The sequence below is a fragment of the Asticcacaulis sp. genome (genome assembly GCF_027484505.1).
Classification (GTDB): domain Bacteria; phylum Pseudomonadota; class Alphaproteobacteria; order Caulobacterales; family Caulobacteraceae; genus Asticcacaulis.
The window spans coordinates 1-23792 of record NZ_JAIXSV010000186.1 but is presented as its reverse complement, the minus strand read 5'-3'; the positions used below and the strand labels follow the sequence as shown (position 1 = coordinate 23792).

Below are 23792 nucleotides of genomic sequence, written 5' to 3'. Positions count from 1 at the left end.
CTGGAGGTAAGAACTGATGAGCGCGAAGGATTTTCGCTCACTGACCGTTCTATTTTTGCTGGGACCAGCTCGTCCGGGGTGAATGGGCAGACGTTTAATGCCCCCTCGCATGACTCTGCGAGCGGCGCGCCGCCGGTGACACTTGCTGGCGCCCCGCTTAGGTTAAGTTGCCGGTGAGGACCTGCTTTGGTGCCCACCATCTGTCCGCTGCCGGGTGATTGCGAAGTACTATTCGGCGTAATCCATGGTGGAATGAACCGAGCGACTGAAAGCCGCTTAGAAGGTCGGTATCCAGACATCGAAACTTGGCTCGACCTCGTCCGATCGAAGGTATTTGCGGATTGTATTTCGCGATAATCCAAATCGACGGCTACGCATGGGTCGCCTCGGACCTCCATGAAATGTTCAACAAACGGGTGTAGGCGGCGGTGCAAAAATCCTTCGCCTACGCTCCGGGTCAAGGGCAGCCATGATTTGGTCTAGCGTCCGTCCTAGCGGCACTGTTCTTTTGCTCGTCATGCCGCTTGCGACTTCTGCAAGCTAATCCGCTGACCACACCGTTCCGACAGTCCGATCAGCGTTTCGAGATTGAATTTGCTGAGCTTACCCCGGAGAAGGTCAGAAACGCGAGGTTGCGTAATACCGAGAAAGTCTGAGGCTTGGGCCTGCGTGAGCGCCTTACCCTTAATGTAAGCGCCGATATCGCTCATCAACTCCGAACGCATACGCAGAATCTTGGCCTCTTCTGGGCTCTGTGCGAGCGCTTCCCAAATTGTCTCGAACCGTTCACCGGTCATGGCCGCAACTCCCGCAATAGGTCCTGATAGCGAACCTTAGCTAATTCAAGATCGTGCTGGCTCGTCTTCCGGGTCTTTTTCTGGAAGCAGTGCAGAACGTAAACAGCGTCAGCAAACTTGGCGACGTAGATAACGCGGAAGGCGTCGCCCTCCTCGCGAACGCGAATTTCGAAGCAGCCATGGCCGACGCTGGCCATCGCCTTCCAATCGTCCGGCTCATCACCTTTCTGGACCAAAAAAAGCTGATGTCCGCATTCTTCGATCGCCGGCCTTGGAAAGGCCAACAGATCCTTTTTGGACGAGCCTCGAAATTCGATAGGCTTGAGTGCCTGATCGTCTGACATTGACCACCTTATATCAAAACCTATATACTTTCAACCGCAGTTGAGCATATGCGTGGGAGAGTTCAGCGACTTATGCTACTCGACGAACATTGCCGCATTCCGACGTCTTCAGATCGTCAAGATAGTCGGACCACCACTGGGCCATTTCCACGCGCTCATCCCAGTAGCGACCACGGTTGTAAGTGCCTCGCACCTTGTTTCTGTCTTTGTGCGCGAGCGCGACCTCAATCGCATCTGGCTGCCAACGCCCAGACTCGTTTAGCAACGTGCTGGCCGTGCTCCGGAAACCATGCCCGGTCATCTCATCGGAGCCATATCCGAGACGGCGCAGCGCAACGTTTACCGCGTTCTCGGACATGGGGCGCTGCCAGGTGCGTATCGAAGGGAACAGATAGGCGTGATTACCGGTAATCTCGTTCAGTTCCCGCAAAAGGGAGACTGACTGGCGGGAAAGCGGTACCCAGTGCTCGCGCCCCATTTTCATCCTCTTAGCGGGGATGCGCCAGTAGGCCTCTTCCAGATTGAACTCCGTCCATTCAGCTCGCCGCAATTCTGATGGACGTACAAAGACGTGGGGTGAGAGCTTGAGCGCGTACCCGATGGGTTTGTAGCCCTCGAAGCCATCAATAGCCCTCAGGAGGCCTCCCAAAGGCTTGGCCTCGACAATCGCAGCATGATTGGTCACCTTCGGTGTGCGAAGGGCCCCGGCCAGCATAGCCGTCGGGTCTGACTTGGCGCGGCTTGTCCATATGGCATACTTGAAGACCCGACCAGCGAATGAACGCAGCCTGTGGGCGGTTTCGAAATTTCCCTTCTTCTCCACTTTCCTCAGCACATGCAGAACTTCGAACGGCTCGATATCCGAGATAGGGCGCGGGCCGAGGTTGTCAGCGAATTGCTTCAGCAGCCAGAGGGTCTTCTTCTCGGTTGTAGGCGCCATTCCATCATCCCGCAATTTCTGAACATACTCCTCGGCAACAATGTTGAACGTGCTGGCCGCGGCGATTGAGGCGACCACCGCCTGGCGCTTCTTTTCCGTACTCGGGTCACCTCCTTTTTCCAGGAGTTCTTTGGCTTCATCGCGGGCCTTGCGCGCCGCTTTGAGACTGGTTGCGGGATAGCTCCCGAGTGCTAGCGCGCGGTCCTTGCCGTGGATGCGATATTTGAACCGCCAAAGTTTCGATCCGGAGGGCTTGATAAGGAGGTAAAGCCCCCCTTCATCGAATAGCTTGAATTCCTGATTTTTGCTTTTAACACAACGGATTGTGGCGTCTGAAAGTGACATTTGGGGGTCTCGCTTTTTGAGGCTCGTCGCGAGACCCCCAAAAAGACCCCCAAATGGCCCGGATGCGGGCGGATCTGGTCGGACGTCTGCGGACCTCACTGAGGCCCTAAACTATCAATTTTAAAGGATTTTTTCAACGCGGCGTAGGCCGCAGGAAGGCGCAATGGTGCCTGGAGCCGGAATCGAACCAGCGACACGCGGATTTTCAATCCGCTGCTCTACCAACTGAGCTATCCAGGCACTCTTTGCTTCGGAACGGCCTTGGTGCGCCGCCCCGGGAGGTGGCTCTAATAAGCGAGCCATTCGGGCTTGGCAAGCGTGCAAAGCCCGAAATTCGCAAAAAACCGGTCTAAACCACGTCTTTATCGTCAAAAGGTGAGGATAAGTCCGCCGACGGTGCTCCCCCCTCCTCTTCCGGGGCTTCGGCCGCCAGCGCCCCCGTGCCGCTGATGACGTATTCGCCCTTCAGCCAGTGCATCAGGTCGGCATCGGCGCAGCGTTTCGAGCAAAAGGGCGAGTAGTCCTTCGCCGCATTAGGAAGGGTCTGATCAGCCACCAGATAGGTCTGGCGACAATAGGCGCATGTATGTTCGGTCATGCGGCCCATATAGGACGACTATCGCAGCGGAACAACCTCGGTCATCGACGCCGTCTCGACACTGAGGCGCGGTGTTAGGGGGTCGAGGCTGTCTTTCAGACACTGCCGCACCTGATCGGCCACCGGGCCCGGCGCGCGCAGCCGGAGGCGTCCACCGGCATCCGAACGGGCTTCGGCCACGGCGCGCCACAGGAGCCGCCGAGCAGCTCTCAGCGGCGTGTCTTCGGTGTGCGGCCGCGCGCCCCACGGCCGGCTGAATTCCAGCGTCCCGAAGCGCGTGATCGGCCCGCAGGCGATGGCGCGCCCCTCGGCCGCGAAGGCCGCTTGGACAAGGCCCGTCAGCTTCTCACCATTGTGCTTATTGCCGATCAGATCGACCACCACCAAGCCCGCCAGATTGGACAGGCGCAGACGACGCACCACCTCTTCCACCGCCACCTCATTGAGGCGCTTGGCGGCCTGACGCGGCGTGTGGATCATCCCCTCCCCCGCACGCCCCATGTCGATATCGCAAGCGATCAGGGCGCGGGTCGGCTCTATGGACAGATACCCGCCGCCGGGCAGGTCGAAACTGGGCTGGGTCGCCTGCGCCTCGGCAATATCGAGGGCATCGGGGTCTTCGGCGGGCTCAAACCTGGCCTGCGGGTCAATCAGATGCCGCGCCTGTTGTTTCAGGCGCTCAATCAGCCCCAGCGGGTCCGACAGACGACGCGGCGCCCCTTCGCTGACACCCAGCAGGCGGGCGCGCGGCAATTTGTCGGCACGGGCCTCGGCGGCGATTTCGACCTCAACCGCCGCACCCTCGTTCAGCGCATCCGGATCGCTGAGGTCGGTCATGGCGTCTTGACCATCGGCGAATTTAAGGAAGCCGATGCGCCCTGATTTGGCGGTCAGGCGGGCCACCGAGCGCGTCCCCCACAGGGTCAGGGACGTATCCTGCGCCGGGCCTTCGGCATAAAGCAACGGCTGGCCATCGCGCGCCACGCAGGCACGCACCAGACCAAAGCGCTGTTCGCAATAGAATTTCAACCCGTGTAACCCGCGCCGCGCAGCAGTTGCAGGGTCTCATAGGTCGGCAGCCCCACCACCGACGGAAAGGACCCGATCAGGTGGATAACAAAGGCGCTGGCGCGGCCCTGGATGCCATAGCCGCCGGCCTTACCCAGTCCTTCGCCGGAAGCCACATAGGCGTCGATCTCTTCGGCGCTCAGGCGTTTGAATTGCAGGCGGGTTTCGACCACCCGCGCTGACAGGCCCTTGGGCGAGACCAGCGCGACGCCGGTATAGACGCGGTGGCTGCGGCCGGACATCAGCTCCAGACAGGCGCGCACCTCGGCATCCGTTTCCGCCTTGGGCAGGATGCGCCGCCCCACCCCGACCACTGTATCGGCGGCCAGAATATAGGCGGGCTCCGTAACCAGCGCCGCCACGGCTTCGGCTTTGGCGCGCGACAGACGCCCGGCCAGCTCGCGCGGAGTCTCGGCCTTGAGCGGCGTCTCATCAATGTCGGAGGGGAGGATACGATCGGGTTTCAGACCGATCTGGGCCAGCAGGTCCACGCGGCGGGGACTGGCGCTGGCCAGAATAAGGGGCAGCATCAGGCGCGCCCCTTACTTAAAGCGGCCAACACTTATTTGAACCGATAAGTGATGCGGCCCTTGGTCAGGTCATAGGGCGTCATTTCGACCATGATACGGTCACCGGCCAGCACGCGGATGCGGTTCTTGCGCATCTTGCCCGCGGTGTGCGCGATGATTTCATGACCCGAGTCTTCGAGCGTCACGCGGAATGTCGCGTTCGGCAGAAGCTCGACAACGGTACCCGCAAACTCCAACAGTTCTTCTTTTGCCATTCGGCCCCACATGGAAAGGGAAAAGGGCGAATCGTCATGCGATGTCGCCCATGAAAATCAGTGGCGCTCCCTTTATACCCAAACGGGTTCAGAGGAAAGAGGGAAAGCGCGCGTGAAAAGGCGGAGCCCCTTTCGGAACTCCGCCAATTCCGTATGCACTCCCGGAGCGAAGCGACTAGCGACCAAGTGGGAGCGCAGGCTGCGCGCCGCCAAGAGGCGAAGCCTCTGAGCGCAAGTTAAAGATTAAAACTTACGCACCACACTGACCGACAGGTTGTCGGCATTGCCGCGGTCATCCTTGAAGGCCGAACGGGTATAGTCGCCGCGGATGGCATAGGCGTCATTGAGCTTCATCTGCGCCCCGACACCGACATCCAGCGCCGTGCCGTCTTCGGCGATCGGCGAGTTGTTGTAATTCTTCAGCTTGGTGTCCGAAACACCCACACGACCGATCAGTTCAACGCGTTCCGACACCGGCAGGAAGCCCACGGCGTAGGCGGCCTTCTTGTTGGTCAGCTTGTAACGGCCCGTATTGGTCGTGTCACCATTGGTGCCGGCGGCCAGTTCGCCTTCAACGCCGAAGTGCGGGGTCAGCTTGGTGCCGAGGCGCGCATTCATCGAGTTGAGGCTGGAATCGGACTTGTTGTTATTCGTGGCGGTCGCACCGATCGAGCCATACACTTCGGGCTGCGACAGGGACTGCGCGGAAGCCGTGGACGCGCCGAAAGCAGCGGCAGCCAGAGCGGCAGTAGCCATGAGCATGGTCTTCATAGTGAACTCCTATTGTCTTCGTGTGCCGTGCGATTTTCATGAACCGCACTCTTTGTTGCCGACCGGAGCTGATGCCCCGGCGACCACAAGACAATCGCTCCGCAAAGGGGCCGCAATGGGCCGCCTCAAAGGCCATTTCTGGACCTTTTTACAAGAAAAACATAAATTTAATAGGAGATTGCGGCAAAACCGCCATCTTGATGAACTCAAAATGAACGATCATTCATTTCCGACGAATTAGGTGTTTCGCGGCTTTTCCGCCACACCCTGATTTAGATTTTGTTTAGCCCCGCAGATGCAGGGCGTGGATCAGGGTGAACAGACGTCGCGCGGTTTCGTGATCAATCTCGATCTTGCCGGCCAGACGCTCGGTCAGCAGGTCCGCCCCATCATTGTGGATACCGCGACGCCCCATGTCGATCGACTCGATCTGCCCCACCGTGGCGTTTTTCAGCGCTTCGTAATAGCTTTCGCAGATCATGGCATAGTCCTTCATGATCGGCTTGAGCGGCGTGAAAGACAGCATGAATTTTTTGGCGTAGCCCTCGCCGGTCACGTCAAACACGAGCCGCCCGTCCTCATAGGCCAGCCGCAGCGTGTATTTTTCCGCCGAACCGCCTTCGGGTTTGAAGCTGTTTTTTTCGATCAGGTCGAACATGGCGACCTGACGCTCATGCTCCACCTCCGGCGACGGCGAAGCCAGGCTGTCGGAGTCGATGTCGATGCGGGCCAGTTTCATGATTACACCGGGTGGCTGGGGGTCGAACGGGCGCGGTGGGGCGCGGCGAGGTCCATAAGCAGAAGATCGACGGCCTCGACCTCGATCTTCAGTTCGGCGGCGGCCTTGCCCGCGAAGCGCAGATAAAGATGGCAGGCCGGGGCTTCGAGCGACTCGGCGGCCAGATGCAGGATGGTCATGCCCTGTGGCGGGCGATGCACATCGAAACCACGCGACTGAAGGCCGGTGATCGAGCCTATCTGCAAGGCGCAGGCGGCGCGCAGAGGCGTGCGGCTCTTGTGCTCATGGCAAAAGCGATTGAAGCGCAGGGTCAGGGCACGGGCGCGGGCGTCATAACGCACGTCTTCTCCGCGCAGGGCCGCATCCTGCAACAGCGCACTCAGCGGCACCACGTCCTCTTCGCTTTGCGCGAGAAGACGGAGCGGTTTCGGCTTTTTCTGAAACCACCCGAACATCAGGCTCTACTCTTCCTCAATCGGGTCATTGCCCTTGATACGGCGGATATTGGCCCCGCAGGCCGACAGCTTGCCCTCAAGGTTCTCAAAGCCGCGATCGAGGTGATAGACGCGGTTGACGACCGTCTCACCGCGCGCCGCCAGACCGGCAATGATCAGACAGGCCGAAGCACGCAGATCGGTGGCCATGACCTGCGCCCCGCGCAGTTCCTCCACGCCCGTCACCTTGGCTTCGCCGCCGTGCTGGACCGAGATATTGGCCCCCAGACGCCCCAGTTCCGGCACGTGCATGAAGCGGTTTTCAAAGATGGTTTCGCGCACCGTGGATTCGCCTTCGGCCAGCGTCATCAGGGCCATGAACTGCGCCTGAAGGTCGGTGGCAAAGCCCGGATAGACTTCGGTGGTGATATCGACGGCTTTGAGACGACCCTGACCGCGACGGATAGTGACCGTGTCGGCGGTTGTTTCAATCTCACAGCCCGCCTCACGCATCTTGTCGAGCAGAATACCAATCAGTTCCGGGCGCACCTTCGTCAGGCGCACTTCGCTGCCCGGCATGGCGGCCCCGGCCAGGGCGTAGGTGCCGGCTTCGATGCGGTCGCAGATCACCGCCCAGTCCGTGCCCTTCAACGAAGTGACGCCTTCGACCACCATGGTCGGCGTCCCGGCTCCGCTGATCTTCGCGCCCATGGCGTTCAGACATTCGGCCAGATCGACGATTTCCGGCTCACAGGCCGCGTTTTTGAACACGGTCGTCCCGTGCGCCAGAGCCGCCGCCATCAGGGCGTGCTCGGTCGCACCGACCGAAACGAAGGGGAATTCGATCTCTGCCCCCTTAAGGCCGCGCGGGGCCTGAGCGAAGACATAGCCTTCGTGCATGTCGATATGGGCCCCCAGCGCTTCCAGCGCCTTAAGGTGCAGATCGACCGGACGCGCGCCGATGGTGCAGCCGCCGGGCAGCGACACCTTGGCATGGCCGGTACGCGCCAGAAGCGGCCCCAGCACGTTGAACGAGGCGCGCATCTGACGCACCAGATCATAGGGCGCAAAGGCCGAGGTGATTTCCGGCGTGTGCAGCAGGGTTTCCTGATGCCCGTCCGGTCCGTTGGTTTCGGTAATCTGCGTGCCAAAGCGTTGCAGCAGGCGACCCAGCAGGCGCGTATCGGCCAGACGCGGCATATTGGTCAGGCGCACCGGCTCAGAGGTCAGCAGCGATGCTGCCATGAGCTTGATCGCGGAATTTTTGGCTCCGCTGACGGGAATATCCCCCTTGAGCGGCACGCCGCCTTCCAACGCAATACGATCCATTGAGTACGCCTGATCCGAATGTTCTGAACTTTCATTTCTGCCCACAGGGCCGCCCCGATTCAGGGCTTTGGAAATGAAATGGATTTCGCGTTCTACATCACCGGGCCGCAGGTGCAACAGCTAGTTTTTCGCGTCGTCCTCACGGATCGGTGCGGGATCGGGACGGCGTGCGGCGGCCTTGCGCCGCTGGAGATTGGCGCGCAGGGCGGCATTGAGGCGCTCGGCCTTCTCGTCCCTGGGGTTTTTATTCGGAGAGTCGCTCATAAGGCGGTGATTTAGCGTTCCATCCACAAAAAGCGAGCGAAAAATGCACTTTTCGCTTTGCGTTTCGCGCCGGTTTGGGTATTAGCCCCGTCCTCAGCCGGTGTTCACACCGGTTCAGCCGTATTAGCTCAGTGGTAGAGCGCATCCTTGGTAAGGCTGAGGTCGGCAGTTCAATCCTGCCATACGGCACCATGAAGGCCCGGTTCGGAAACGACCGGGCCTTCGCCATGTCTGGGAATAGCTTAGATGCCGACAAAACCTGTCAAACGCGCGCTGTTCGGAAATGCGGCGTTTCAAATGGTCGCGGGCTCTGAACTTGTCATTCTGGAAGCCGCCGAATACCTTATATCGCAAGGCTGGGAAGTCTATCTGACCGCCTGGTACTTTGGCGAACCCATGCTGAGCCATGCCTTGACGTCGGGCCTTCGTATTATAGAACGCCCGGATCAGGCCAGGCCGTTCGAGTACGATCTGGTGTGGTTGCAGAACCGCCTTGAAGCTGTGCTCGACTATTCCCCGTCCGAAAAAGAGGTCAGATCGAGCTTTTTCGTCTTTGCCCATCTGGACAAGACCTGGTCCTACGCTCAGCCCGGCGTAGTGGCCGAGCCACTGCTGGGGCAAATGTTTATCGTACCTTCAGAGTTGGGGGTAGAGCGCGTGGTTAAGCGCGGCTTGCCCGCGAAAGACGTATCCATCTATCGCAACCCGGCCCCTGCTGGTTTTGAAGATGAGGAGCCTGTTCCGGCCGAACAGCTGCGCCGGTTGCTCATCGTCTCAAACCATGCGCCGTCAGAGCTTGTGGTCGCTCAGTCCCTGCTTCAGGCGGCGGGCATTGAGGTTATCCATCTGGGCGTTGCAGGGGATCGCCGCCATCAACGGGTGACGCCAGAGGACATTATTTCGGCGGATGCGGTTGTAAGTATTGGCAAGACCATTCCCTACGCCCTGCGCGCCCGACGACCGGTTTATGTCTACGACCACTTCGGTGGCCCCGGCTGGCTGCTCGACGACAATTTTGCCACGGTAAAGGCCCGTAATTTCAGCGGCCTGTGCTGCGAACGCCGGCTTGAGGCGGCTGAAATCGCTGAAGAATTGGTGAATGGCTATGCCAAGGCCGCACGTCAGGCTGCGCGTCGTGAGGTCGATCCGGCCTTCTGCCTGGAAAAGGTGTTCGCGCAGATATTCGAACGCATGAAGCGCGCACGCACCGTCAACCAGCACCGTAAACGCATGGCCAGTAAAGCCGTGGCCTTACTGGCTGAGCGGGAACTGGCGCAAACAGCGGGTGAGTTCTTCAATTGGGCGCATCATCTGAACAGCCGTCAATAAATTACGTATATTTGAGTAGAAATAGGATCAGTTCGTCATAACGCACGCCCAGTTGCGTCCCGGTCGGGATGACTTCAAGGCGCGCCCCGGTGTCCGGATCGAAAATCTCGTCGTGCCGCTCGTCCTCGCAGAAGAAGCCATAGCGCGCGGCCTCAAGCCCTTCCTCACTGAGAATGTCGCGCGCATCCTGCGCAAAGACGCCGTAATGCCAGCGCGCCCCCGACTCCCCCTTGGCCGCAATGGCCGAAAGCCACTGATACTTGCGTAACGCGCCGCGGATGCGCGACGCAGCGCGGGCCTCGGCCTCAAGAATGGCGGGCGCAGAGAGGACCTCAGCTTTCAGCCGGGCATCCGAAGTGCTGATCGTACCGGAGGCGACAAACAGTTGCGACCAGCGCAAACTGGCCGTACCCAGCGATTTGTTATTATCAAAACCCGGTTTCAGGGCATTATCAACCGCCGCGCGGCCATTGCCGCAACGCAGCAGGTGATTGCCGTATCCGTCGATAAGGACAAAATCATCCGCCACCGGGTTGGGTTCGGCCGCCCGCATCAGAAAACCCCAATTGGGATCAGAATAGAAGCATCCCGGTTCATAAACCCCGCCCCAGGCCGTGCCGATGGCAAACGACCTCAGACGGGTGTGGGTGTGAAAGGTGGTATGCCCCGTATCGCGGTCCACGCTCAGCACGGTGTGAAACACGGACCCGTCCGGCGAGACCTTAAGCGTCAGATCGTCCGAGCCCAGGGTCCCCAGCAGGGCGCGCGACGAAAAACCGGTCTGAAAAACAATTCCTGCCTCATCCGTTGCTGCGGCCTTGTTGTTATAGAGCAGGCTGCCGCCCCCGGCGTGGTTGAACAGGACCTGCGGGCTGCTGACCGACAAACGGTTGGTGGCATCTGCCGTGGCCCCGACCCCCAGTCGCTGAAGGTTTTGCAGGGCATCAAAGGTGGTCTGAAGTTGCACCCAGCCGCTCATTCCGCGCACCACGAAGCCGCCCTCATCGGCTACGTGCACCAGCGCGCCTTCGGGCAGGCTGAGGAGATCCCAGTAACCCCCCTGATAGACGACAAAATCACCGGCATCGAAGTCATCCCAGGCCACGCCGGACGCACCATCGGGCAGGATATAGGCATCACCTTCCTGCGGTGTGGCGGGCTGCGCACTGACCGCGCGGCTTTTGACGCGGGCCTGAGCGAGGGCATCAAGTCGCCACAGGCTTTCATTGAGGGTGATATGTTTTTGCGCCTGACCCGCTTGCAGCAGGGGCAGGCCAAGGGCGGGGGTATTTTGCAGGGACACGTTCGGGCCTCATCGAGAATGGTGCCTGTCAGTGTCCGCTCGAATTTAGCGGCGGGGATAGATGTCAGGGCAAAAGATAGACGAGGCGCTTTTTGCCCTTGGTCGCCTTCATCGTCGCCAGATGCTCTTTATGGCGGCCCGACGCGTGGGCTTCGCGGCCACTCTCTTCAATATAAAGGGTTTTTTCGATGTCCTTTTGCACGATGTGCGAGGCGTAGAGGTGCCCCTGATACAGGGTATCGGCCACCGCCCCCACCGGGAAAAACGGGAGGATAAGTTGCGCCACCTCCTCCAGTCCGCTGATCCCCAGATCGAGCGCCAGAACGACGGCCGCCTGCACCCAGGCGACCGGACTGATGCGGGCGCGAAACCCACTCAGCAGGATGTAGGCGGAGGCCCCAAAGGAATAGACCGCACCGAAGATCGGAAACGGCAGCCACGCCAGCAGGCCGTCAAGCCCGATCAGGTTGAACGGGCCGATACCGATAATGCGATCCGACAGGCGCTTGATAGTGCCGACTGAGTCGTAGACCTTCTGCACGTCATAGGCCGACCTGACAAACATGTCATTTGCTCCCCTTCGCCCGTTATGGCTAGACATTGCCTGTAGCGGGGTTATGCGTCAATCACATGCGATAGGGGAATTAATCATGATCGTCACCACTACACCCAGCGTCGAAGGCCGCAGCATCGACACCTATATCGGCGTCGTTACCGGTGAGGCCATTCTGGGGGCCAATATATTCCGCGACCTGTTTGCCGGTATCCGTGACATTATCGGCGGCCGTTCAGGCTCATACGAAAAAGTGCTGCGCGCCGCCCGCGAAGCCGCCTTTAAGGAAATGCAGGAAGAAGCCGCGCAACGCGGGGCCAATGCCATTGTCGGTGTTGATCTCGACTACGAAACCGTCTCTCAGGGCACCATGCTGATGGTCACCTGCTCCGGGACCGCTGTCGTCCTGCGCTAAACCTTGCTGATTCTCAGGCTGTTTTCGTTTTTGGCCTTCATGCTCAGCCTCGCTCTGCTGGGCATGGGCGCGGTGTGCCTGCTCGACCCGCAGGGGGCGCGCGGCTATCTGATCGACATTTTTACCGCACCCCTGCTCAGTGTGGCCTTAGCGGCGGCCTTTGTGCTCATTCAGTTACGTCAGCGTGCCTCGGCCCTTATCAGCCTGATGGCAGCCGGTCTTTTGGGGGTGAGTTTCTGGCCGCAGATCAGTCCGCCCCACCCGCAAACGGATACCTTGGCGGCTCCGGTGCGGCTGATCTTCGCCAACCTGTACGCCAAGAACGAGACGCCGGAGCGACTCCTCGATTGGGTCAGGACGGAAAACCCCGATGTCGTGGCCATCGTCGAAGCCGGGCCTCTGGCCGAAGCGACACTGGCAGCGAAACTGCGCCAGACCTATCCGCACATGGCCCGCCGCTATGACACCTTCGTCTTTTCGCGCTACCCCCTGACGCGGCCACGCGCGCGCCCCATTGGCTATAGCCTGCTGACCGTAGAGGTCGCCGCGCCTGCGGGGGCGTTTCATCTGGCCGTGGCACATCTGACGCGCCCGTGGCCGTTCAGCGCATCGGACGATCAACCCCGCCAACTGAAACGGCTCAGCGCGGATCTGCGCGATGAACAGCCGGAGCGCATGGTGCTGGTTGGGGATTTCAACACCACCCCCTCGGCCTCCGGTCTTCGGGATTTCAGTCGTGATCTGGGCCTGTTCGCGGCACCGGCTCCGGTCGGCACATGGCCCGCCGTCCTGCCTGCGCCCTTGCGTATCGGCATCGACAATGCCTTTGCCGGTCAGGCGCTCAGCCTGCGCAATCGCAAGGCCGGCCCCTATTACGGCTCCGACCACCGCCCGATCCGGGTGGATATTTATCCAGCAAAATAACTATTTACGCGGCACCGGACGGCGCTTCGGCGCGGATTTGACGACCGGCACCGGCTCAAAGGCGGGCTCAACGACCGGTTCCGGCAATACATCATCAGCGGCTTCCGCTTCGGACGTCGCAGACGCGATTTCAGTTTCAACGGCCTCGGCAGCCAGTTCGGGCGAAGATTCTGCGACCAGCGCGGCCTCGCTCGCAGTCGCCTCGGACAGTTCCGTAAAGGCATCGACCACCGCGTCCTCGACCTCGATAGCCGCCATCACAGGCGCAACGGCGGCCTCACGCACCGCCTCATTGACCTCTTCCAGCACATGGGCGGCGTCTTCGCTGGCCTTGTACCAGGTCTGACGCAGGCTCATCATATCGACAAAGCCCTTGGGCAGGTCCTTGTAGAGGTCGCTGCCCGCGCGGCGCGCCGTCGCTCCCGACAGCATCCACGCCGAGACGCCAAAGCTGGTCGCGGCAAAAAACGGCACCCACATGGGCGAGCAGGCCCCGATCCAGAAATGGGTCAGGCGCTCCGTCGCGCTCTTCATCTCTTCTGAGGTGGGCAGTGAAAACGGGGGCAGATCAGATTGCGTCATGGTCAACATCTCGTGGCCTCGTGCGCTCGAAAAATATTGCAGCGCACAAAAGTAACACAGAAATCCACAGCCGCCTATGCGACCGATCGCCCTAAATGGGCAAATTCGCGTGATCGGCGATTAATCGAGTGTCCACACCGAGGCCTTGCCGCCCGGTTCGGCAAAAACCTGAGCCAGATCCTCGGCAATGTCCCGCATGGCCTCGACCACCGAGGCGGGCGCATTGACCGTCACCAGCGCGCAGCCGTTCATCTTCAACGGATTGGTCAACGGCCGCAGGCGCAGTTCGGCCACGGCAATATCCGGCCCGCCCTGCCCTGTCTGGTCTTCCAGAAGCTCGCATTCCATATGGCGCAGGAAACGGTCGAACGTCTCAAGGTCTTTCAGCGGCAACCACACCAGGGCCCTGGCAGCGGGCTGTTTTTTCAGCACATCGCGCAGGCACAGATTGATGCGCTCATAATCCTCAAACTGCTCAAACGGCGGATCAATCAGCAGAAAAAAGTCCTTGTCCGGCTCAGCCATTTCGACCGCCGCCTCATACCCATCCGTATGGCGCGCCTTGCCGCGCGGCGTCACCGTCTCCCTCAGCCGCTCGTAATCGTCCTTGCGCAGCTCGCAGCCCATATAGCGGCCGTCCGCCGTCAGATGGTCGAGCACCAGCAGCGGCGAGCCGGGATAGAGGCCGATGCGCGTTTTGAATCCCGCCGCGCGGTTCTTGGCCCACACATAGTCCGACAGGGGAATGAGGCTTGGCGGCACATCACGCCCCAGCAGATAACCGATCCCGGCCTCGGCCTCTTTGGAGCGCGAAAAGGTCGGATCGGACAGGTCGTACTGACCGGCCCCGGCATGACTGTCCACCACCTGAAGCGGTTGCGCGCTTTCACGCAGGGCGCGCAGAAAGTTCAGCAGGACCGCGTGCTTGAACAGGTCGGCGAAGTTCCCGGCGTGGAAGCCGTGGCGGTAGTTCAAAGCCCTAATTCCTTCTGTTTCTTTTTCGACAGGCCGTCAGCGACCAGACGATGCGAGTCGGCCATCAGGCCACGCAGCTCGTCGTCGGACATCTGATCCCCCGTATAATACTGTATCCAGCTCATGCCGCGCGAAGCCAGATAGGGGGCGGGGCGGCAATCGGGATGATCGCGTAAGATTTCGAACGTCATGGGAGAAACCTTGACGCTGAACGACAGATGCCCGTCGGTTTGCGTGCCCGCAATGACGAAGACCTTGCCCCCCACCTTCCACACATCGTGTTCGCCCCACTGCACCACATGGGTGGCAGCTGTGAGCGACCGGCAGAAGGCATTAAGGTCGTCTAGGGTCAAAATGTTTTGCCTTTTCTCACCTGACTTCAGCGGAGGTGCGTTGTCACCCCTTCAAAGCGCGGGCGATCTCCAGCGTGTCGGCCAGCAGCGATTCCGACGTCGGCCAGGCACCGGCCCCCTTGCCCGTCACGTACCAGAAGTCCCCGTTTTCCAGCTCGATAATGGCGCGATTCTGCTCGCCCTTGGCGCCCACCAGATAGTGATCGGCCGGAAGTTCCTCCAGCTTCATCGACACCTCAAGGCCCTTCGGCGTCATAATGGCGCGCGCCACGTAGCGCAGGCCCTTGCCCTTGGGGATGACCAGCGATTCCGCCGTGATGGCCCCCACCTCAACGTGCACGGGTGTCACGCCGGGGAAGGCGATTTCGCGCAGCAGGCGCAGCTTGGCGCCCACATCCGTGCCATCGAGATCGGCCGTGGAGTCGGGTTCGGCAAAGCCCAGACGGCGCGCCTCATCCATGGCGGCATCGAAGGTCTTACCCGCCTCGACCTGATCAATGACGAAGTTGGAAGTGCCGTTGACCACCCCGGCGATGCTCTTGATCTTGTGCGACTTGACGGCACGCAGCAGGGCTTCAATGACCGGGGCCCCGCCACCGACCGAAGCCGAATAGGTGAGCGCCGCGCCCGACGCCTTCGCCGCGTCCTTCAGCTTGCCCTGAACGGCGGCCACCGCCTGCTTGTTGGCAGATGTCACGCCAACGCCCAGTTTGAGAAACTGCTCCAGCAGGTCTGCCGAAGGCGACACACCGGTGCCAATATCGACGAACACATCCACATCGGCGCGGGCAAAATTGCGCGCATCCGAGGTAAACTTACCGGCCAGCGGATGGTCGCGGCGCTTAGACGGATCACGCACCAGCACGCGATCGACCTCGATCAGGTCCGACCATTCAAGGCAGCGTTGCAGGAACATCGACCCAACGCCGCCTGCCCCCATCACCGCCACACGGATCTTGCGCGCAAAGCCCGGCGTCTTGCGCTCCGCCGTTTTGGCCCCCAGCACAGTTTCATAGCCGCGCGCCATGCCCGCGACCTCGACCTCAAGCCCGTGTTCGTGCGCGTATTTCATGGCCTTGGCCTGCACGACGGGGAAGGCAATCTTTTCAGCCTCTTCCCACGACAGGGCGGCATAGGGCTTCGCCGTATCCGGATAGGTGTTGGGGTCGATATCATAGACGGCATCGACGTCTTTGTTCAGGCGCACGCGCGCCTCGACCCCGGCATCGCGCAGGGACTTGCCGATAAAGACCGCGGTCAGGTCCGAGCCGCCCCGCCCCAGAAGCACGGGCTCACCGTCGGCATTTTCCGCCACATAGCCCGGCACCACCACCAGATCACAGGCTTTCAGGTCGTTGAGCAGCACCTCAGTCTTCAGGCTGACCGGCTGGGCATTGAAATGGTCCCCTTCGGCAGTCAGCCCGATTTCGGCCACCGAACGAAAGCGCGTCACGATCCCCGACCGCTCGCAGGCCATGGCAAACAAGGTCGCGGCCTTCATTTCGCCGGTCGCCAGCAGGTGCGGCGTCGCCGATGAGGCTGAGGCCTGCGTATAGCCAACGGCCAGACGCATCAGCTGGTCTGTCTCACCCTTGAAGGCCGAAATGACGGCGATCACCTTGTGCGCGTCACGCACATAGCGATAGACCTCAGACACGGCACGGTGCAGGGCCGCTTCGGAGGTCAGAACAGAACCACCGAATTTCACGACAAGGGTAGACATATTTTCAGATCCTTATTCCTATCGCCCTTACGGCAGGCGGGTAAGCATGGCGTTATAAGTCTTTTCAACGAATTCAAAGAAAAAAGATAAGGCGCACTCTGTTTTTCGTGCTAAGCGCGCGACGACGGAGAGAAGTCGTTGCAACAGTATCTAAAATCATCCTTGAGCCTGAAGGCCTATGCCTGTTTGCTGATCGCCTCGATCCTGTGGGCGGGCAATATGGTGTCGGGGAAGCTGGCTGTGGGGCACATCAGCCCGGCCATGCTGTCGGCCTCGCGCTGGATATTGGCGGCGCTGGTGATCTTTGCCGTCTCCGTGAAGCCCTTGCGCCGCGACTGGCCCGTGATCCGTCAGCACCTGCCGCTGCTTCTGGCCTATGGCTTCTTCGGTTTTGCTTCATTCAATATCCTGCTCTACACGGCGCTGGAGCACACCAGCGCCATCAATGTCGTGATCGAAGACGCCGGTATTCCTCTGGTGATTATGGGGCTGAACTACGCCCTCTATCGCATCAAAGCGTCCTGGGCGCAGGTGGCGGGCTTTGGCGTCACCGCCATCGGTGTCATGCTGACGGCGACGCATGGGGACCTGCGTAACATTGTGCGGCTGGACCTCAATATCGGCGACGCCCTGATGCTGCTGGCCGTCATCAATTACGGGGCCTATACGATCGCCCTGCGCTATAAGCCGGCGATCCGTTGGCAAAGCCTGATGGCCATTCCGACGCTTGGGGCCATTATGGCCGCCCTGCCCTACCTGCTGTGGATGTCACGCGACACCGGCATTGTCTGGCCCGATACCACCGGTTGGCTGATCGTGCTCTATACGGGCCTGCTGCCATCGCTTGTGGCGCAGGTCTGCTATGTGTGGGGTGTCGAAATGATCGGACCCAACCGGGCCGGTCTGTTCATCAACACCATCCCGCTGTTCGGGGTGATCCTGTCGGTGCTGATCCTGCGCGAGCCGCTGCACGGGTTTCACTTCTGGGCGCTGGCTCTGGTCATTGCCGGTATCGTACTGGCCGAATGGGGCCGTCCCAGACCGAACAACACAGTTTAACGGCAAAGCGAGCGGTCAACATAGGTCTTGTTGCCATTTTTGTTGATGTAATAGCACCCACCTCTGGGGCCAATAATATATTTTCAGGGCGTTTTAGGACGATAGCGGTTTTCAGCCAGAAGCGACCTTGGCCACAATAGAGCCAATAACAAGCTGCCCGCTAAAATACGCCGTGTGGCCATAGTATTCATGCCTTCCCGGAAGGCATTATACCATCTTTTTCACCGCCTTGAAATAAAGCCCGTCCGGCAGCAGGGCCAGAAGCTTCACCATCCGCGTAAAGCCCTTGGGGAAGTGGATTTCGAAGCGTTTACTGTCCAGTTCGCGGGCAATGGCGCGGGCGGCCTTTTCCGGCGTGATCATCATTGGCATCTCAAAGCCGTTCTTATCCGTCAGGCGCGTTTTGACAAAACCCGGATTGATGACTTTGATATCCAGCCGGTCGCCGTGTTCGGCGCGCAGAGACGTGGCCAGCGAAATCACCCCCGCCTTGGTCGCCGCATAGGGTTGACCATTGGGCAGGCCCCGATAACCCGCCACAGAGGCACAGAGGGCGATCTGACCCTTTTCGGCCATGACCGTCAAGGCCGCCTCCACGACGTAGAAGGCCCCTTTCAGATTGGTATCGACGATCCGTCCCATATCACCGAGGTCGATCTGCCCCAGCTTCATCGGCGTGTAGGCTCCGGCAAAAAACAGCACACGATCCAGCGGCCCCACCGTGTCTTTAAGCCAGATGGCCGAGCGCGCCACCGCCGGGCCGTCCGATACATCCAGCGGCAGGACGCGATGCCCCCGGCCCTTCAACCGCTTGCAGATCGTATCCAGCGCCTCGGCATTGCGCGCCGAGAGAATGATCTCTTCACCGCGCGCCGCCAGCCGTTCGGCCAGCGCTTCGCCTATGCCGCTGGAGGCCCCGATAATCCAGGTGCGCTTGATTTTTTTTGGCTGGCTCATGCGTCCCCTAGCAGTTTGGCGCGCAGCGCTTTCGATGAGGTCCGGCTGCCGAGCCAGATGTCAAAGAACAGGCGCATAAATTGCGTATCGCGGATGGTGCCGATGGAACGGCCATTGTGGATAAACTGAGCGTATCCATCGGCCGTGCGCACGCCGGTGATGTAGGCCCCCGAACGAATATCGGGGAAAATCGCGCTCATCTGGCGTCGCCACTCTTCCAGCCTGGCCTTGTCCGAAAAGCCCTGCTTACGGATTTCGGCCACCGAATGATCGACAATATGTCGGGCGGTGATGTTTCTGAGATAGTCCAGCCGCAGGGCGAACGGCTTTTGCGGATCGTAGCGGCCATTGGGGGCATAGAGGCTGGCGTCAAAAATCGACAGGCCCAGCACGCTGTAGCGGCCCTTCCCGACCAGCTTGCCGTCGGGCACGCCCGCCGGAGCCTCTGCATACACGGCAAGGGCAGTGATCGAGAGGGGCAGAACACCAAGAGAGGCCAGAACGGCGCGACGTTTGATTTGGGTCATAACGTCACTACGCACGAAGAGGGTAACCGGATGACCCGTTTATGCGCGTCTTATGCGATACGCGTCATCTCTATCCCCCTCTTGACGACAAAGCCGGCTTCGGCGCATAAGCGCACATAACTCATCGAGACCAGCCGAGGGACAGGCCCGACGACGCTGGGGCAACCGCCGAACCTTCGGAATGGTGCCAACTCCTGCGGAAGTGCGCTTCCGACAGATGAGAGAAGCGACAGCGGCGGTGTGGCCGTGTCTTCTCCCGACTGGTCCGTTGAGCCACTGTTTTGCACCGGACCACCGAGCTTTTACCGCTATGAGCTTTATCAAACCGCATACCCAGCCCGATCTGACCGTTCCTGATCTTATCGGGACCGACATCCGCGTTGATATTCCAGACGATTTCCGGCTGCAAAGCGGACAAAGGCTGGAGCAGACCGACGTCGTGGCGCGCCTCTATGGCCCCGCCGACGGCCGCGTGGTGGTGGCCGCCGGCGGCATTTCCGCTGGACGCATCCTGTTCGCCAAGGAGGATTCGACAGACACCGCCCCCGGCTGGTGGGAGGGCGTAGCGGGCCCCGATGAAGCGCTCGATCTCAACGTTTTTCGCGTTCTGTCCATCGAATTTGCCCCGCGCCTGCCCGCTTCTCAGGTCTATACCATCACCACGCACGATCAGGCGCGGCTGGTGAAGCTGATCCTCGATCATCTTGAGGTCGCTCATGTTTTTGCCTTTATCGGGGCATCTTACGGGGCGATGATCGGGCTGGCCTTTGCCGAACTTTATCCCGACTATATCGACCGCGTCTGCTGCATCTCGGCCGCGCACCGGGCCCACCCGATGGCCACGGCTATGCGCGGCCTGCAACGCCGTCTGCTAAAGTTCGGGCTAGACACGGGCCGTGAGCAGGAAGGCATTTCACTGGCGCGGCAACTGGCCATGACCACCTACCGTTCCGAAGCCGAGTTTTCCGAACGCTTTGATGGCCCGGCCCCGGACTGGGCGGGTGAAAACTACACGGTCTGCGGCTATTTGCGGGCGCGCGGCGACGCCTATGCGTCGAACGCCAATCGCTGGATCTCGATGTCGGACTCGCTCGATCGTCACCGCGTCGATCCGGCAAAGATCAAGGCTAAGGTGTTCCTGGCCGCCGTGCCGACCGACCGGTTGGTCCCCTATTCCGATATGCAGACCCTGCATGAGACGCTGACGGACAGCGTCTTTATCGACTTTCCTTCACTTTATGGACACGACGCTTTCCTGAAAGAAATCAGTTTGGTGTGTGATATAGTTCGCACATCACTTAAGGACTAGTCGGCTTCCCCAAAAGGAGCGCCGGCAGGAACGAAAATGTCAAAAGATTATCTCAAAGACGCCAAACCCGGTACCAAGGTCATCAATATCGGCATCGACAGCGACCGCGCGCATGGCGCGGTCATGCCGCCGATCTACCTGTCGTCCAACTATTCCTTCGCGGGTTTCGGGCAAAAGCGCGGCTATGACTATGCCCGCTCCGGCAATCCGACGCGCGACATCATCGCCGACGTGATTGCCGAACTGGAAGGCGGTGCGGGTGCCGTGATGACCGCATCCGGCCTCGCGGCGCTGGACCTTCTGTGGCAGGACCTGCCCAACAAGCGCGTGATCGTCCCTCATGATTGCTATGGCGGCACGCAGCGCCTGCTCAATGCCCGCCATCGTCAAGGGTTGATTGAGGTCGTCTATGTCGATCAGGGCGACGATGCCGCTATCGAAGTCGCCCTGTCGCAACCGGCGGGTCTGCTGCTGCTGGAAACGCCGTCCAACCCGCTGATGCGCCTTATCGACCTTGAAAAGCTGACCGTGCTGGGCCACGCCGCGGGGGCCAAGGTCGCCGTGGACAACACCTTCCTGTCCCCGGCCCTGCAAAACCCCATCGCCTTCGGGGCGGATTTCGTCATCCATTCGACGACCAAATACATCAACGGCCATTCGGACGTCATCGGCGGTGCGCTGGTCTGCACCACGGCGGAAGACGTCACCACCTATCGCTGGTGGGCCAACTGTCTCGGTTCGACGCCGGGCGCGTTTGACTCCTACATGACCCTGCGCGGCGTGCGCACGCTTCTGGTGCGGGTCAAGCAGCAGCAGGAGTCGGCACAGGCGATTGCCGAATTCCTCGACGCCCACCCCGCCGTATCGCGCGTCTTCTACCCCGGCCTGCCCTCACACCCACAGCACGCACTGGCCAAGCGTCAGCAAAAAGGCTTCGGCGCCATGATGAGCTTTGAACTGACCGGTGGGCTTGAGGCCGTCAAGCGTGTGTTTGATGTGATCGAACTGTTCAGTCTGGCCGAAAGTCTGGGCGGCGTCGAAAGCCTGATCGTGCATCCGGGGTCGATGACCCACGCGGCCATGTCGCCGGACGCGCAGGCCACGGCGGGGATTACCGAGGGCCTGCTGCGCCTGTCGATTGGCCTCGAAGACCCGACGGACCTTATCGCCGCGCTCGACCGGGCCTTGCGGGTAGCCTAAGCCTGTTTGGTTTTGAGGCGGAAAATCTGGCGGCCCGTGCCATCGAAATTGGCCGGGTCGAGCCAAGCTTCATAAGCCGAACGGATACGCGGCCATTCCGAGTCAATGATTGAAAACCAAGCGGTATCGCGGTTTTCTCCCTTCGTCACCATGTCGTTACGGAAGGTGCCTTCATAGGTAAAACCGAACCGTTCCGCCGCGCGCATAGACGCCCGATTGGCCGCATTGCACTTCCATTCAAAACGGCGATAGCCCAGTTCATCGAACACATAGCGCGCCATCAGAAACACCGCTTCGGTGGCCAAGGCTGTGCGTTGCAAGGCGCGCCCAAACAGCACCGCCCCAATTTCAGCGCTGCCCTGCGCCTCGCGGATACGCATGAAAGAGGCCATGCCCATGATCGTGCCGTGCGGATTGAGGATGATCTGCGTTTCCCAGCCTTCCTGTGCGCGTTTGGCTTCGAAGTGGCGCTCAAAGGCCACTTCGCCGATATAGGGACCAAGCGGCATATAGCGCCACAAATCGCCATTGGCCTCACCTCCGGCGACGGCATAGAGCCCCGCCCGATGGCGCGCCCAGTCGAGCGGCTCCAGACGGCCATAACGGCCCACAAAGGTCTTCGCCGCCGGTCGCGGACGCGGCGTCCAGTTTTCAAGACTCATGGCTTATCCCTACTTCCCTTGCCGCCTAAATCATTTTAGCCATATCGACAACGAAAACCGGGAGCCGTTCATGACCTATTCTGCCGCCACCACGCGCTATGACACCATGCCCTACCGCCGTTGTGGCGCGTCGGGTCTGAAGCTACCTGCCATTTCGCTGGGGCTCTGGCATAATTTCGGCGATATCGACCGTCTTGATACGCAGCGCGCTCTACTGCGCGCGGCCTTTGACCGGGGCGTGACTCATTTCGATCTGGCCAATAATTACGGCCCGCCGCCGGGCTCGTCCGAGGTGAACTTCGGGCGCATTTTCGCCGAAGATTTCAAGCCTTATCGTGATGAGCTGATCATTTCGTCCAAGGCTGGCTGGCAGATGTGGGACGGCCCCTACGGCTCGATGACCGGCACGCGCAAGCACCTGATCGCCTCATGCGACCAGAGCCTGAAGCGCATGGGGCTCGACTATGTCGATATCTTCTATTCGCACCGCCCGGACCCGCACACGCCGCTGGAAGAAACCATGGGCGCGCTGGCGACGCTGGTCCAGCAGGGCAAGGCACTCTATGTCGGCATTTCCAACTATGGCCCGGACCTGACGCAGAAGGCGGCCGATATTCTCACATCGCTGGGGGTGCCGCTGCTGATCAGCCAGCCGAACTACAGCCTGCTGGATCGCTGGATCGAACCGGCGCTGCTGGAGACCAATGCGCGTAACGGCGTCGGCACCATCGTGTTTTCACCTCTGGCGCAGGGTTTTCTGAGCGATAAATATCTGAGCGGTCTGCCCGAAGACTCACGCGCCGCCCGCCTTGACTGGGTGCGCGCCGGACTGACCGACGCCAAGCTGGCCCTGATCCATAAGCTCAATGAACGGGCAAAGGCACGCGGGCAATCTCTGGCGCGCATGGCTCTGGCCTGGACGTTGCAGGACGCACGCGTCACCTCGACCCTGATCGGAGCGCGCACGGTTGAGCAATTGACCGACAGCCTCGGCGCGCTGGACAATCTTGCCTTTAGTAATGACGAACTGGCGCAACTGGATCAGTTAACCCGCGAGGCCCTGTCCGGCATTTTCACCGCCCCGCCAAAATCCACGGGTCAGGACCTGATCGACAACCCGCACTTCAAAGCCTGAAAAAAAAGCGCCGGAGGAGTCTCCGGCGCTCTTATTTTCAATGGGTTATACGCAAAACCTACTGCGCGACGATCACTTCGCCCAACGCCGCCTTGTGGACCAGGGTGACGTTGATATTGCCACGCGTCGCGTTCGAATAGGGGCAGACCACGTGTGCGGCTTCGATCAGGTCGCGGGCCGCCTCGTCGGGCACGCCGGGTAAGTTGACCTTCAGCGTGACTTCGAGGCCGAAACCGTTGGGAATCTGGCCGATACCGACCGAGGCGTCGATCGAGGCGTCGGCGGGAACGGCGACCTTCTTTTGACCGCCGACAAATTTCAGGGCACCGATAAAGCAGGCGGCGTAGCCAGAGGCAAACAGTTGCTCCGGGTT

29 protein-coding genes, 2 tRNA genes and 1 riboswitch are annotated in these 23792 nt (G+C 60.5%); of the genes, 8 read left to right on the top strand and 23 right to left on the bottom strand.

The genetic code is table 11. The features are described from left to right. Nucleotides 1-515: 515 nt before the first annotated feature. The 13 genes from Q0072_RS11620 to Q0072_RS11560 all read right to left on the bottom strand — a co-directional run bounded on the left by Q0072_RS11620 (nt 516) and on the right by Q0072_RS11560 (nt 8413). A complete protein-coding gene (locus tag Q0072_RS11620; RefSeq protein ID WP_298330156.1) occupies nt 516-797 on the bottom strand; it encodes an XRE family transcriptional regulator in 282 nt (93 codons plus the stop codon). Beyond that, nucleotides 794-1141, bottom strand: coding sequence for a type II toxin-antitoxin system RelE/ParE family toxin (locus Q0072_RS11615; protein WP_298330153.1), 348 nt, complete (start codon nt 1139-1141; stop codon nt 794-796). The genes Q0072_RS11620 and Q0072_RS11615 overlap by 4 nt, the downstream gene beginning before the upstream one ends. A 70-nt stretch (nt 1142-1211) precedes the next feature. Continuing rightward, complete coding sequence (locus Q0072_RS11610) at nt 1212-2426, bottom strand: integrase arm-type DNA-binding domain-containing protein (RefSeq protein WP_298330151.1); 1215 nt, start codon at nt 2424-2426, stop codon at nt 1212-1214. 164 nt (nt 2427-2590) lie between these two features. Beyond that, a tRNA-Phe gene (locus tag Q0072_RS11605) sits at nt 2591-2666 on the bottom strand. Between the two features lie 109 nt (nt 2667-2775). Beyond that, nucleotides 2776-3024: a DNA gyrase inhibitor YacG gene (gene yacG, locus Q0072_RS11600; RefSeq protein WP_298330148.1), complete on the bottom strand. Its 249-nt coding sequence runs from the start codon at nt 3022-3024 to the stop codon at nt 2776-2778. Nucleotides 3025-3042: 18 nt separating this feature from the next. Then, nucleotides 3043-4053 carry a ribonuclease E/G gene (locus tag Q0072_RS11595; protein ID WP_298330079.1) on the bottom strand — a complete coding sequence of 337 codons (1011 nt, stop codon included), beginning with the start codon at nt 4051-4053 and terminating at the stop codon, nt 3043-3045. Continuing rightward, nucleotides 4050-4622, bottom strand: coding sequence for a Maf family nucleotide pyrophosphatase (locus Q0072_RS11590; RefSeq protein WP_298330076.1), 573 nt, complete (start codon nt 4620-4622; stop codon nt 4050-4052). Before Q0072_RS11590 ends, Q0072_RS11595 begins: the two co-directional genes overlap by 4 nt. Before the next feature lie 32 nt (nt 4623-4654). Then, on the bottom strand, nt 4655-4876 hold the full coding sequence (gene infA, locus Q0072_RS11585; protein ID WP_041658556.1) for a translation initiation factor IF-1: 222 nt from the start codon (nt 4874-4876) through the stop codon (nt 4655-4657). Nucleotides 4877-5119: 243 nt separating this feature from the next. Then, on the bottom strand, nt 5120-5647 hold the full coding sequence (locus Q0072_RS11580; RefSeq protein WP_298330067.1) for a porin family protein: 528 nt from the start codon (nt 5645-5647) through the stop codon (nt 5120-5122). Between the two features lie 283 nt (nt 5648-5930). Further along, nucleotides 5931-6386, bottom strand: coding sequence for a UPF0262 family protein (locus Q0072_RS11575; RefSeq protein ID WP_298330064.1), 456 nt, complete (start codon nt 6384-6386; stop codon nt 5931-5933). A 2-nt stretch (nt 6387-6388) separates the two neighbouring features. After that, entirely contained in the window at nt 6389-6841 is a 453-nt protein-coding gene (locus tag Q0072_RS11570; protein ID WP_298330061.1) for a DUF2948 family protein, read from the bottom strand. Nucleotides 6842-6847: 6 nt separating this feature from the next. Next, complete coding sequence (gene murA / locus Q0072_RS11565) at nt 6848-8149, bottom strand: UDP-N-acetylglucosamine 1-carboxyvinyltransferase (protein ID WP_298330059.1); 1302 nt, start codon at nt 8147-8149, stop codon at nt 6848-6850. 120 nt (nt 8150-8269) lie between these two features. Continuing rightward, the gene (locus Q0072_RS11560; protein WP_298330056.1) at nt 8270-8413 is read right to left on the bottom strand and encodes a hypothetical protein; all 144 of its coding nucleotides are present in this window, start codon (nt 8411-8413) and stop codon (nt 8270-8272) included. Between the two features lie 117 nt (nt 8414-8530). Here Q0072_RS11560 and Q0072_RS11555 point away from each other — a divergent pair. Further along, nucleotides 8531-8605, top strand: a tRNA-Thr gene (locus Q0072_RS11555). 54 nt (nt 8606-8659) lie between these two features. Next, nucleotides 8660-9742, top strand: a complete 1083-nt coding sequence (locus Q0072_RS11550) for a hypothetical protein (RefSeq protein WP_298330053.1) — start codon at nt 8660-8662, stop codon at nt 9740-9742. A gap of 1 nt (nt 9743) precedes the next feature. Here Q0072_RS11550 and Q0072_RS11545 read toward each other — a convergent pair whose 3' ends face one another. Further along, entirely contained in the window at nt 9744-11045 is a 1302-nt protein-coding gene (locus tag Q0072_RS11545; RefSeq protein ID WP_298330050.1) for a DUF2793 domain-containing protein, read from the bottom strand. A gap of 64 nt (nt 11046-11109) precedes the next feature. Next, on the bottom strand, nt 11110-11610 hold the full coding sequence (locus Q0072_RS11540; protein WP_298330048.1) for a DUF4112 domain-containing protein: 501 nt from the start codon (nt 11608-11610) through the stop codon (nt 11110-11112). Between the two features lie 85 nt (nt 11611-11695). Here Q0072_RS11540 and Q0072_RS11535 point away from each other — a divergent pair, with 85 nt between their 5' ends. Both Q0072_RS11535 and Q0072_RS11530 read left to right on the top strand, forming a co-directional pair. Then, nucleotides 11696-12013, top strand: coding sequence for a heavy metal-binding domain-containing protein (locus Q0072_RS11535; RefSeq protein ID WP_298330046.1), 318 nt, complete (start codon nt 11696-11698; stop codon nt 12011-12013). A gap of 3 nt (nt 12014-12016) precedes the next feature. Beyond that, entirely contained in the window at nt 12017-12937 is a 921-nt protein-coding gene (locus Q0072_RS11530) for an endonuclease/exonuclease/phosphatase family protein (protein WP_298330043.1), read from the top strand. On the opposite strand, the gene Q0072_RS11525 is transcribed toward Q0072_RS11530, so the two are convergent. The 4 genes from Q0072_RS11525 to Q0072_RS11510 form a co-directional block, all read right to left on the bottom strand. Beyond that, nucleotides 12938-13519 carry a hypothetical protein gene (locus Q0072_RS11525; protein ID WP_298330040.1) on the bottom strand — a complete coding sequence of 194 codons (582 nt, stop codon included), beginning with the start codon at nt 13517-13519 and terminating at the stop codon, nt 12938-12940. 120 nt (nt 13520-13639) lie between these two features. After that, the gene (gene rlmJ / locus Q0072_RS11520; protein ID WP_298330037.1) at nt 13640-14494 is read right to left on the bottom strand and encodes a 23S rRNA (adenine(2030)-N(6))-methyltransferase RlmJ; all 855 of its coding nucleotides are present in this window, start codon (nt 14492-14494) and stop codon (nt 13640-13642) included. Further along, complete coding sequence (locus tag Q0072_RS11515) at nt 14491-14847, bottom strand: MmcQ/YjbR family DNA-binding protein (protein ID WP_298330034.1); 357 nt, start codon at nt 14845-14847, stop codon at nt 14491-14493. The genes rlmJ and Q0072_RS11515 overlap by 4 nt, the downstream gene beginning before the upstream one ends. Nucleotides 14848-14890: 43 nt before the next feature. Continuing rightward, a complete protein-coding gene (locus Q0072_RS11510) occupies nt 14891-16570 on the bottom strand; it encodes a homoserine dehydrogenase (RefSeq protein ID WP_298330032.1) in 1680 nt (559 codons plus the stop codon). Nucleotides 16571-16708: 138 nt separating this feature from the next. Here Q0072_RS11510 and Q0072_RS11505 point away from each other — a divergent pair, with 138 nt between their 5' ends. Beyond that, a complete protein-coding gene (locus Q0072_RS11505; RefSeq protein ID WP_298330030.1) occupies nt 16709-17629 on the top strand; it encodes a DMT family transporter in 921 nt (306 codons plus the stop codon). A 207-nt stretch (nt 17630-17836) separates the two neighbouring features. Here Q0072_RS11505 and Q0072_RS11500 read toward each other — a convergent pair whose 3' ends face one another. After that, on the bottom strand, nt 17837-18586 hold the full coding sequence (locus Q0072_RS11500) for an SDR family NAD(P)-dependent oxidoreductase (protein WP_298330028.1): 750 nt from the start codon (nt 18584-18586) through the stop codon (nt 17837-17839). Continuing rightward, on the bottom strand, nt 18583-19113 hold the full coding sequence (locus tag Q0072_RS11495) for a chalcone isomerase family protein (protein ID WP_298330026.1): 531 nt from the start codon (nt 19111-19113) through the stop codon (nt 18583-18585). Before Q0072_RS11495 ends, Q0072_RS11500 begins: the two co-directional genes overlap by 4 nt. A gap of 118 nt (nt 19114-19231) precedes the next feature. Continuing rightward, nucleotides 19232-19337, top strand: a riboswitch (SAM riboswitch). Nucleotides 19338-19423: 86 nt separating this feature from the next. On the opposite strand from Q0072_RS11495, the gene Q0072_RS11490 reads away from it, so the two are divergent. Both Q0072_RS11490 and metB read left to right on the top strand, forming a co-directional pair. Further along, nucleotides 19424-20422 (top strand): homoserine O-succinyltransferase, encoded by a 999-nt coding sequence (locus Q0072_RS11490; protein WP_298330024.1) that lies wholly within the window; start codon nt 19424-19426, stop codon nt 20420-20422. A gap of 36 nt (nt 20423-20458) precedes the next feature. Further along, a complete protein-coding gene (gene metB, locus Q0072_RS11485) occupies nt 20459-21622 on the top strand; it encodes a cystathionine gamma-synthase (RefSeq protein ID WP_298330021.1) in 1164 nt (387 codons plus the stop codon). On the opposite strand, the gene Q0072_RS11480 is transcribed toward metB, so the two are convergent. Next, nucleotides 21619-22284 carry a GNAT family protein gene (locus Q0072_RS11480; protein ID WP_298330018.1) on the bottom strand — a complete coding sequence of 222 codons (666 nt, stop codon included), beginning with the start codon at nt 22282-22284 and terminating at the stop codon, nt 21619-21621. The genes metB and Q0072_RS11480 overlap by 4 nt on opposite strands. A 70-nt stretch (nt 22285-22354) precedes the next feature. On the opposite strand from Q0072_RS11480, the gene mgrA reads away from it, so the two are divergent. Next, on the top strand, nt 22355-23419 hold the full coding sequence (gene mgrA, locus Q0072_RS11475; protein ID WP_298330015.1) for an L-glyceraldehyde 3-phosphate reductase: 1065 nt from the start codon (nt 22355-22357) through the stop codon (nt 23417-23419). Nucleotides 23420-23477: 58 nt separating this feature from the next. Here mgrA and Q0072_RS11470 read toward each other — a convergent pair. Then, a partial coding sequence (locus Q0072_RS11470) for an Ohr family peroxiredoxin (protein WP_298330012.1) occupies nt 23478-23792 on the bottom strand: 315 nt, incomplete at its 5' end.

Excerpts from the sequence above, each read along its gene's own strand:
- Q0072_RS11620 (WP_298330156.1), bottom strand. The coding sequence starts at position 797 with ATGACCGGTGAACGGTTCGAGACAATTTGGGAAGCGCTCGCACAGAGC.
- Q0072_RS11615 (WP_298330153.1), bottom strand. The coding sequence starts at position 1,141 with ATGTCAGACGATCAGGCACTCAAGCCTATCGAATTTCGAGGCTCGTCC.
- Q0072_RS11610 (WP_298330151.1), bottom strand. The coding sequence starts at position 2,426 with ATGTCACTTTCAGACGCCACAATCCGTTGTGTTAAAAGCAAAAATCAG.
- yacG (WP_298330148.1), bottom strand. The coding sequence starts at position 3,024 with ATGACCGAACATACATGCGCCTATTGTCGCCAGACCTATCTGGTGGCT.
- Q0072_RS11590 (WP_298330076.1), bottom strand. The coding sequence starts at position 4,622 with ATGCTGCCCCTTATTCTGGCCAGCGCCAGTCCCCGCCGCGTGGACCTG.
- infA (WP_041658556.1), bottom strand. The coding sequence starts at position 4,876 with ATGGCAAAAGAAGAACTGTTGGAGTTTGCGGGTACCGTTGTCGAGCTT.
- Q0072_RS11580 (WP_298330067.1), bottom strand. The coding sequence starts at position 5,647 with ATGAAGACCATGCTCATGGCTACTGCCGCTCTGGCTGCCGCTGCTTTC.
- Q0072_RS11575 (WP_298330064.1), bottom strand. The coding sequence starts at position 6,386 with ATGAAACTGGCCCGCATCGACATCGACTCCGACAGCCTGGCTTCGCCG.
- Q0072_RS11570 (WP_298330061.1), bottom strand. The coding sequence starts at position 6,841 with ATGTTCGGGTGGTTTCAGAAAAAGCCGAAACCGCTCCGTCTTCTCGCG.
- murA (WP_298330059.1), bottom strand. The coding sequence starts at position 8,149 with ATGGATCGTATTGCGTTGGAAGGCGGCGTGCCGCTCAAGGGGGATATT.
- Q0072_RS11560 (WP_298330056.1), bottom strand. The coding sequence starts at position 8,413 with ATGAGCGACTCTCCGAATAAAAACCCCAGGGACGAGAAGGCCGAGCGC.
- Q0072_RS11550 (WP_298330053.1), top strand. The coding sequence starts at position 8,660 with ATGCCGACAAAACCTGTCAAACGCGCGCTGTTCGGAAATGCGGCGTTT.
- Q0072_RS11540 (WP_298330048.1), bottom strand. The coding sequence starts at position 11,610 with ATGTTTGTCAGGTCGGCCTATGACGTGCAGAAGGTCTACGACTCAGTC.
- Q0072_RS11535 (WP_298330046.1), top strand. The coding sequence starts at position 11,696 with ATGATCGTCACCACTACACCCAGCGTCGAAGGCCGCAGCATCGACACC.
- Q0072_RS11525 (WP_298330040.1), bottom strand. The coding sequence starts at position 13,519 with ATGACGCAATCTGATCTGCCCCCGTTTTCACTGCCCACCTCAGAAGAG.
- Q0072_RS11510 (WP_298330032.1), bottom strand. The coding sequence starts at position 16,570 with ATGTCTACCCTTGTCGTGAAATTCGGTGGTTCTGTTCTGACCTCCGAA.
- Q0072_RS11500 (WP_298330028.1), bottom strand. The coding sequence starts at position 18,586 with ATGAGCCAGCCAAAAAAAATCAAGCGCACCTGGATTATCGGGGCCTCC.
- Q0072_RS11495 (WP_298330026.1), bottom strand. The coding sequence starts at position 19,113 with ATGACCCAAATCAAACGTCGCGCCGTTCTGGCCTCTCTTGGTGTTCTG.
- Q0072_RS11490 (WP_298330024.1), top strand. The coding sequence starts at position 19,424 with ATGAGCTTTATCAAACCGCATACCCAGCCCGATCTGACCGTTCCTGAT.
- metB (WP_298330021.1), top strand. The coding sequence starts at position 20,459 with ATGTCAAAAGATTATCTCAAAGACGCCAAACCCGGTACCAAGGTCATC.
- Q0072_RS11480 (WP_298330018.1), bottom strand. The coding sequence starts at position 22,284 with ATGAGTCTTGAAAACTGGACGCCGCGTCCGCGACCGGCGGCGAAGACC.
- mgrA (WP_298330015.1), top strand. The coding sequence starts at position 22,355 with ATGACCTATTCTGCCGCCACCACGCGCTATGACACCATGCCCTACCGC.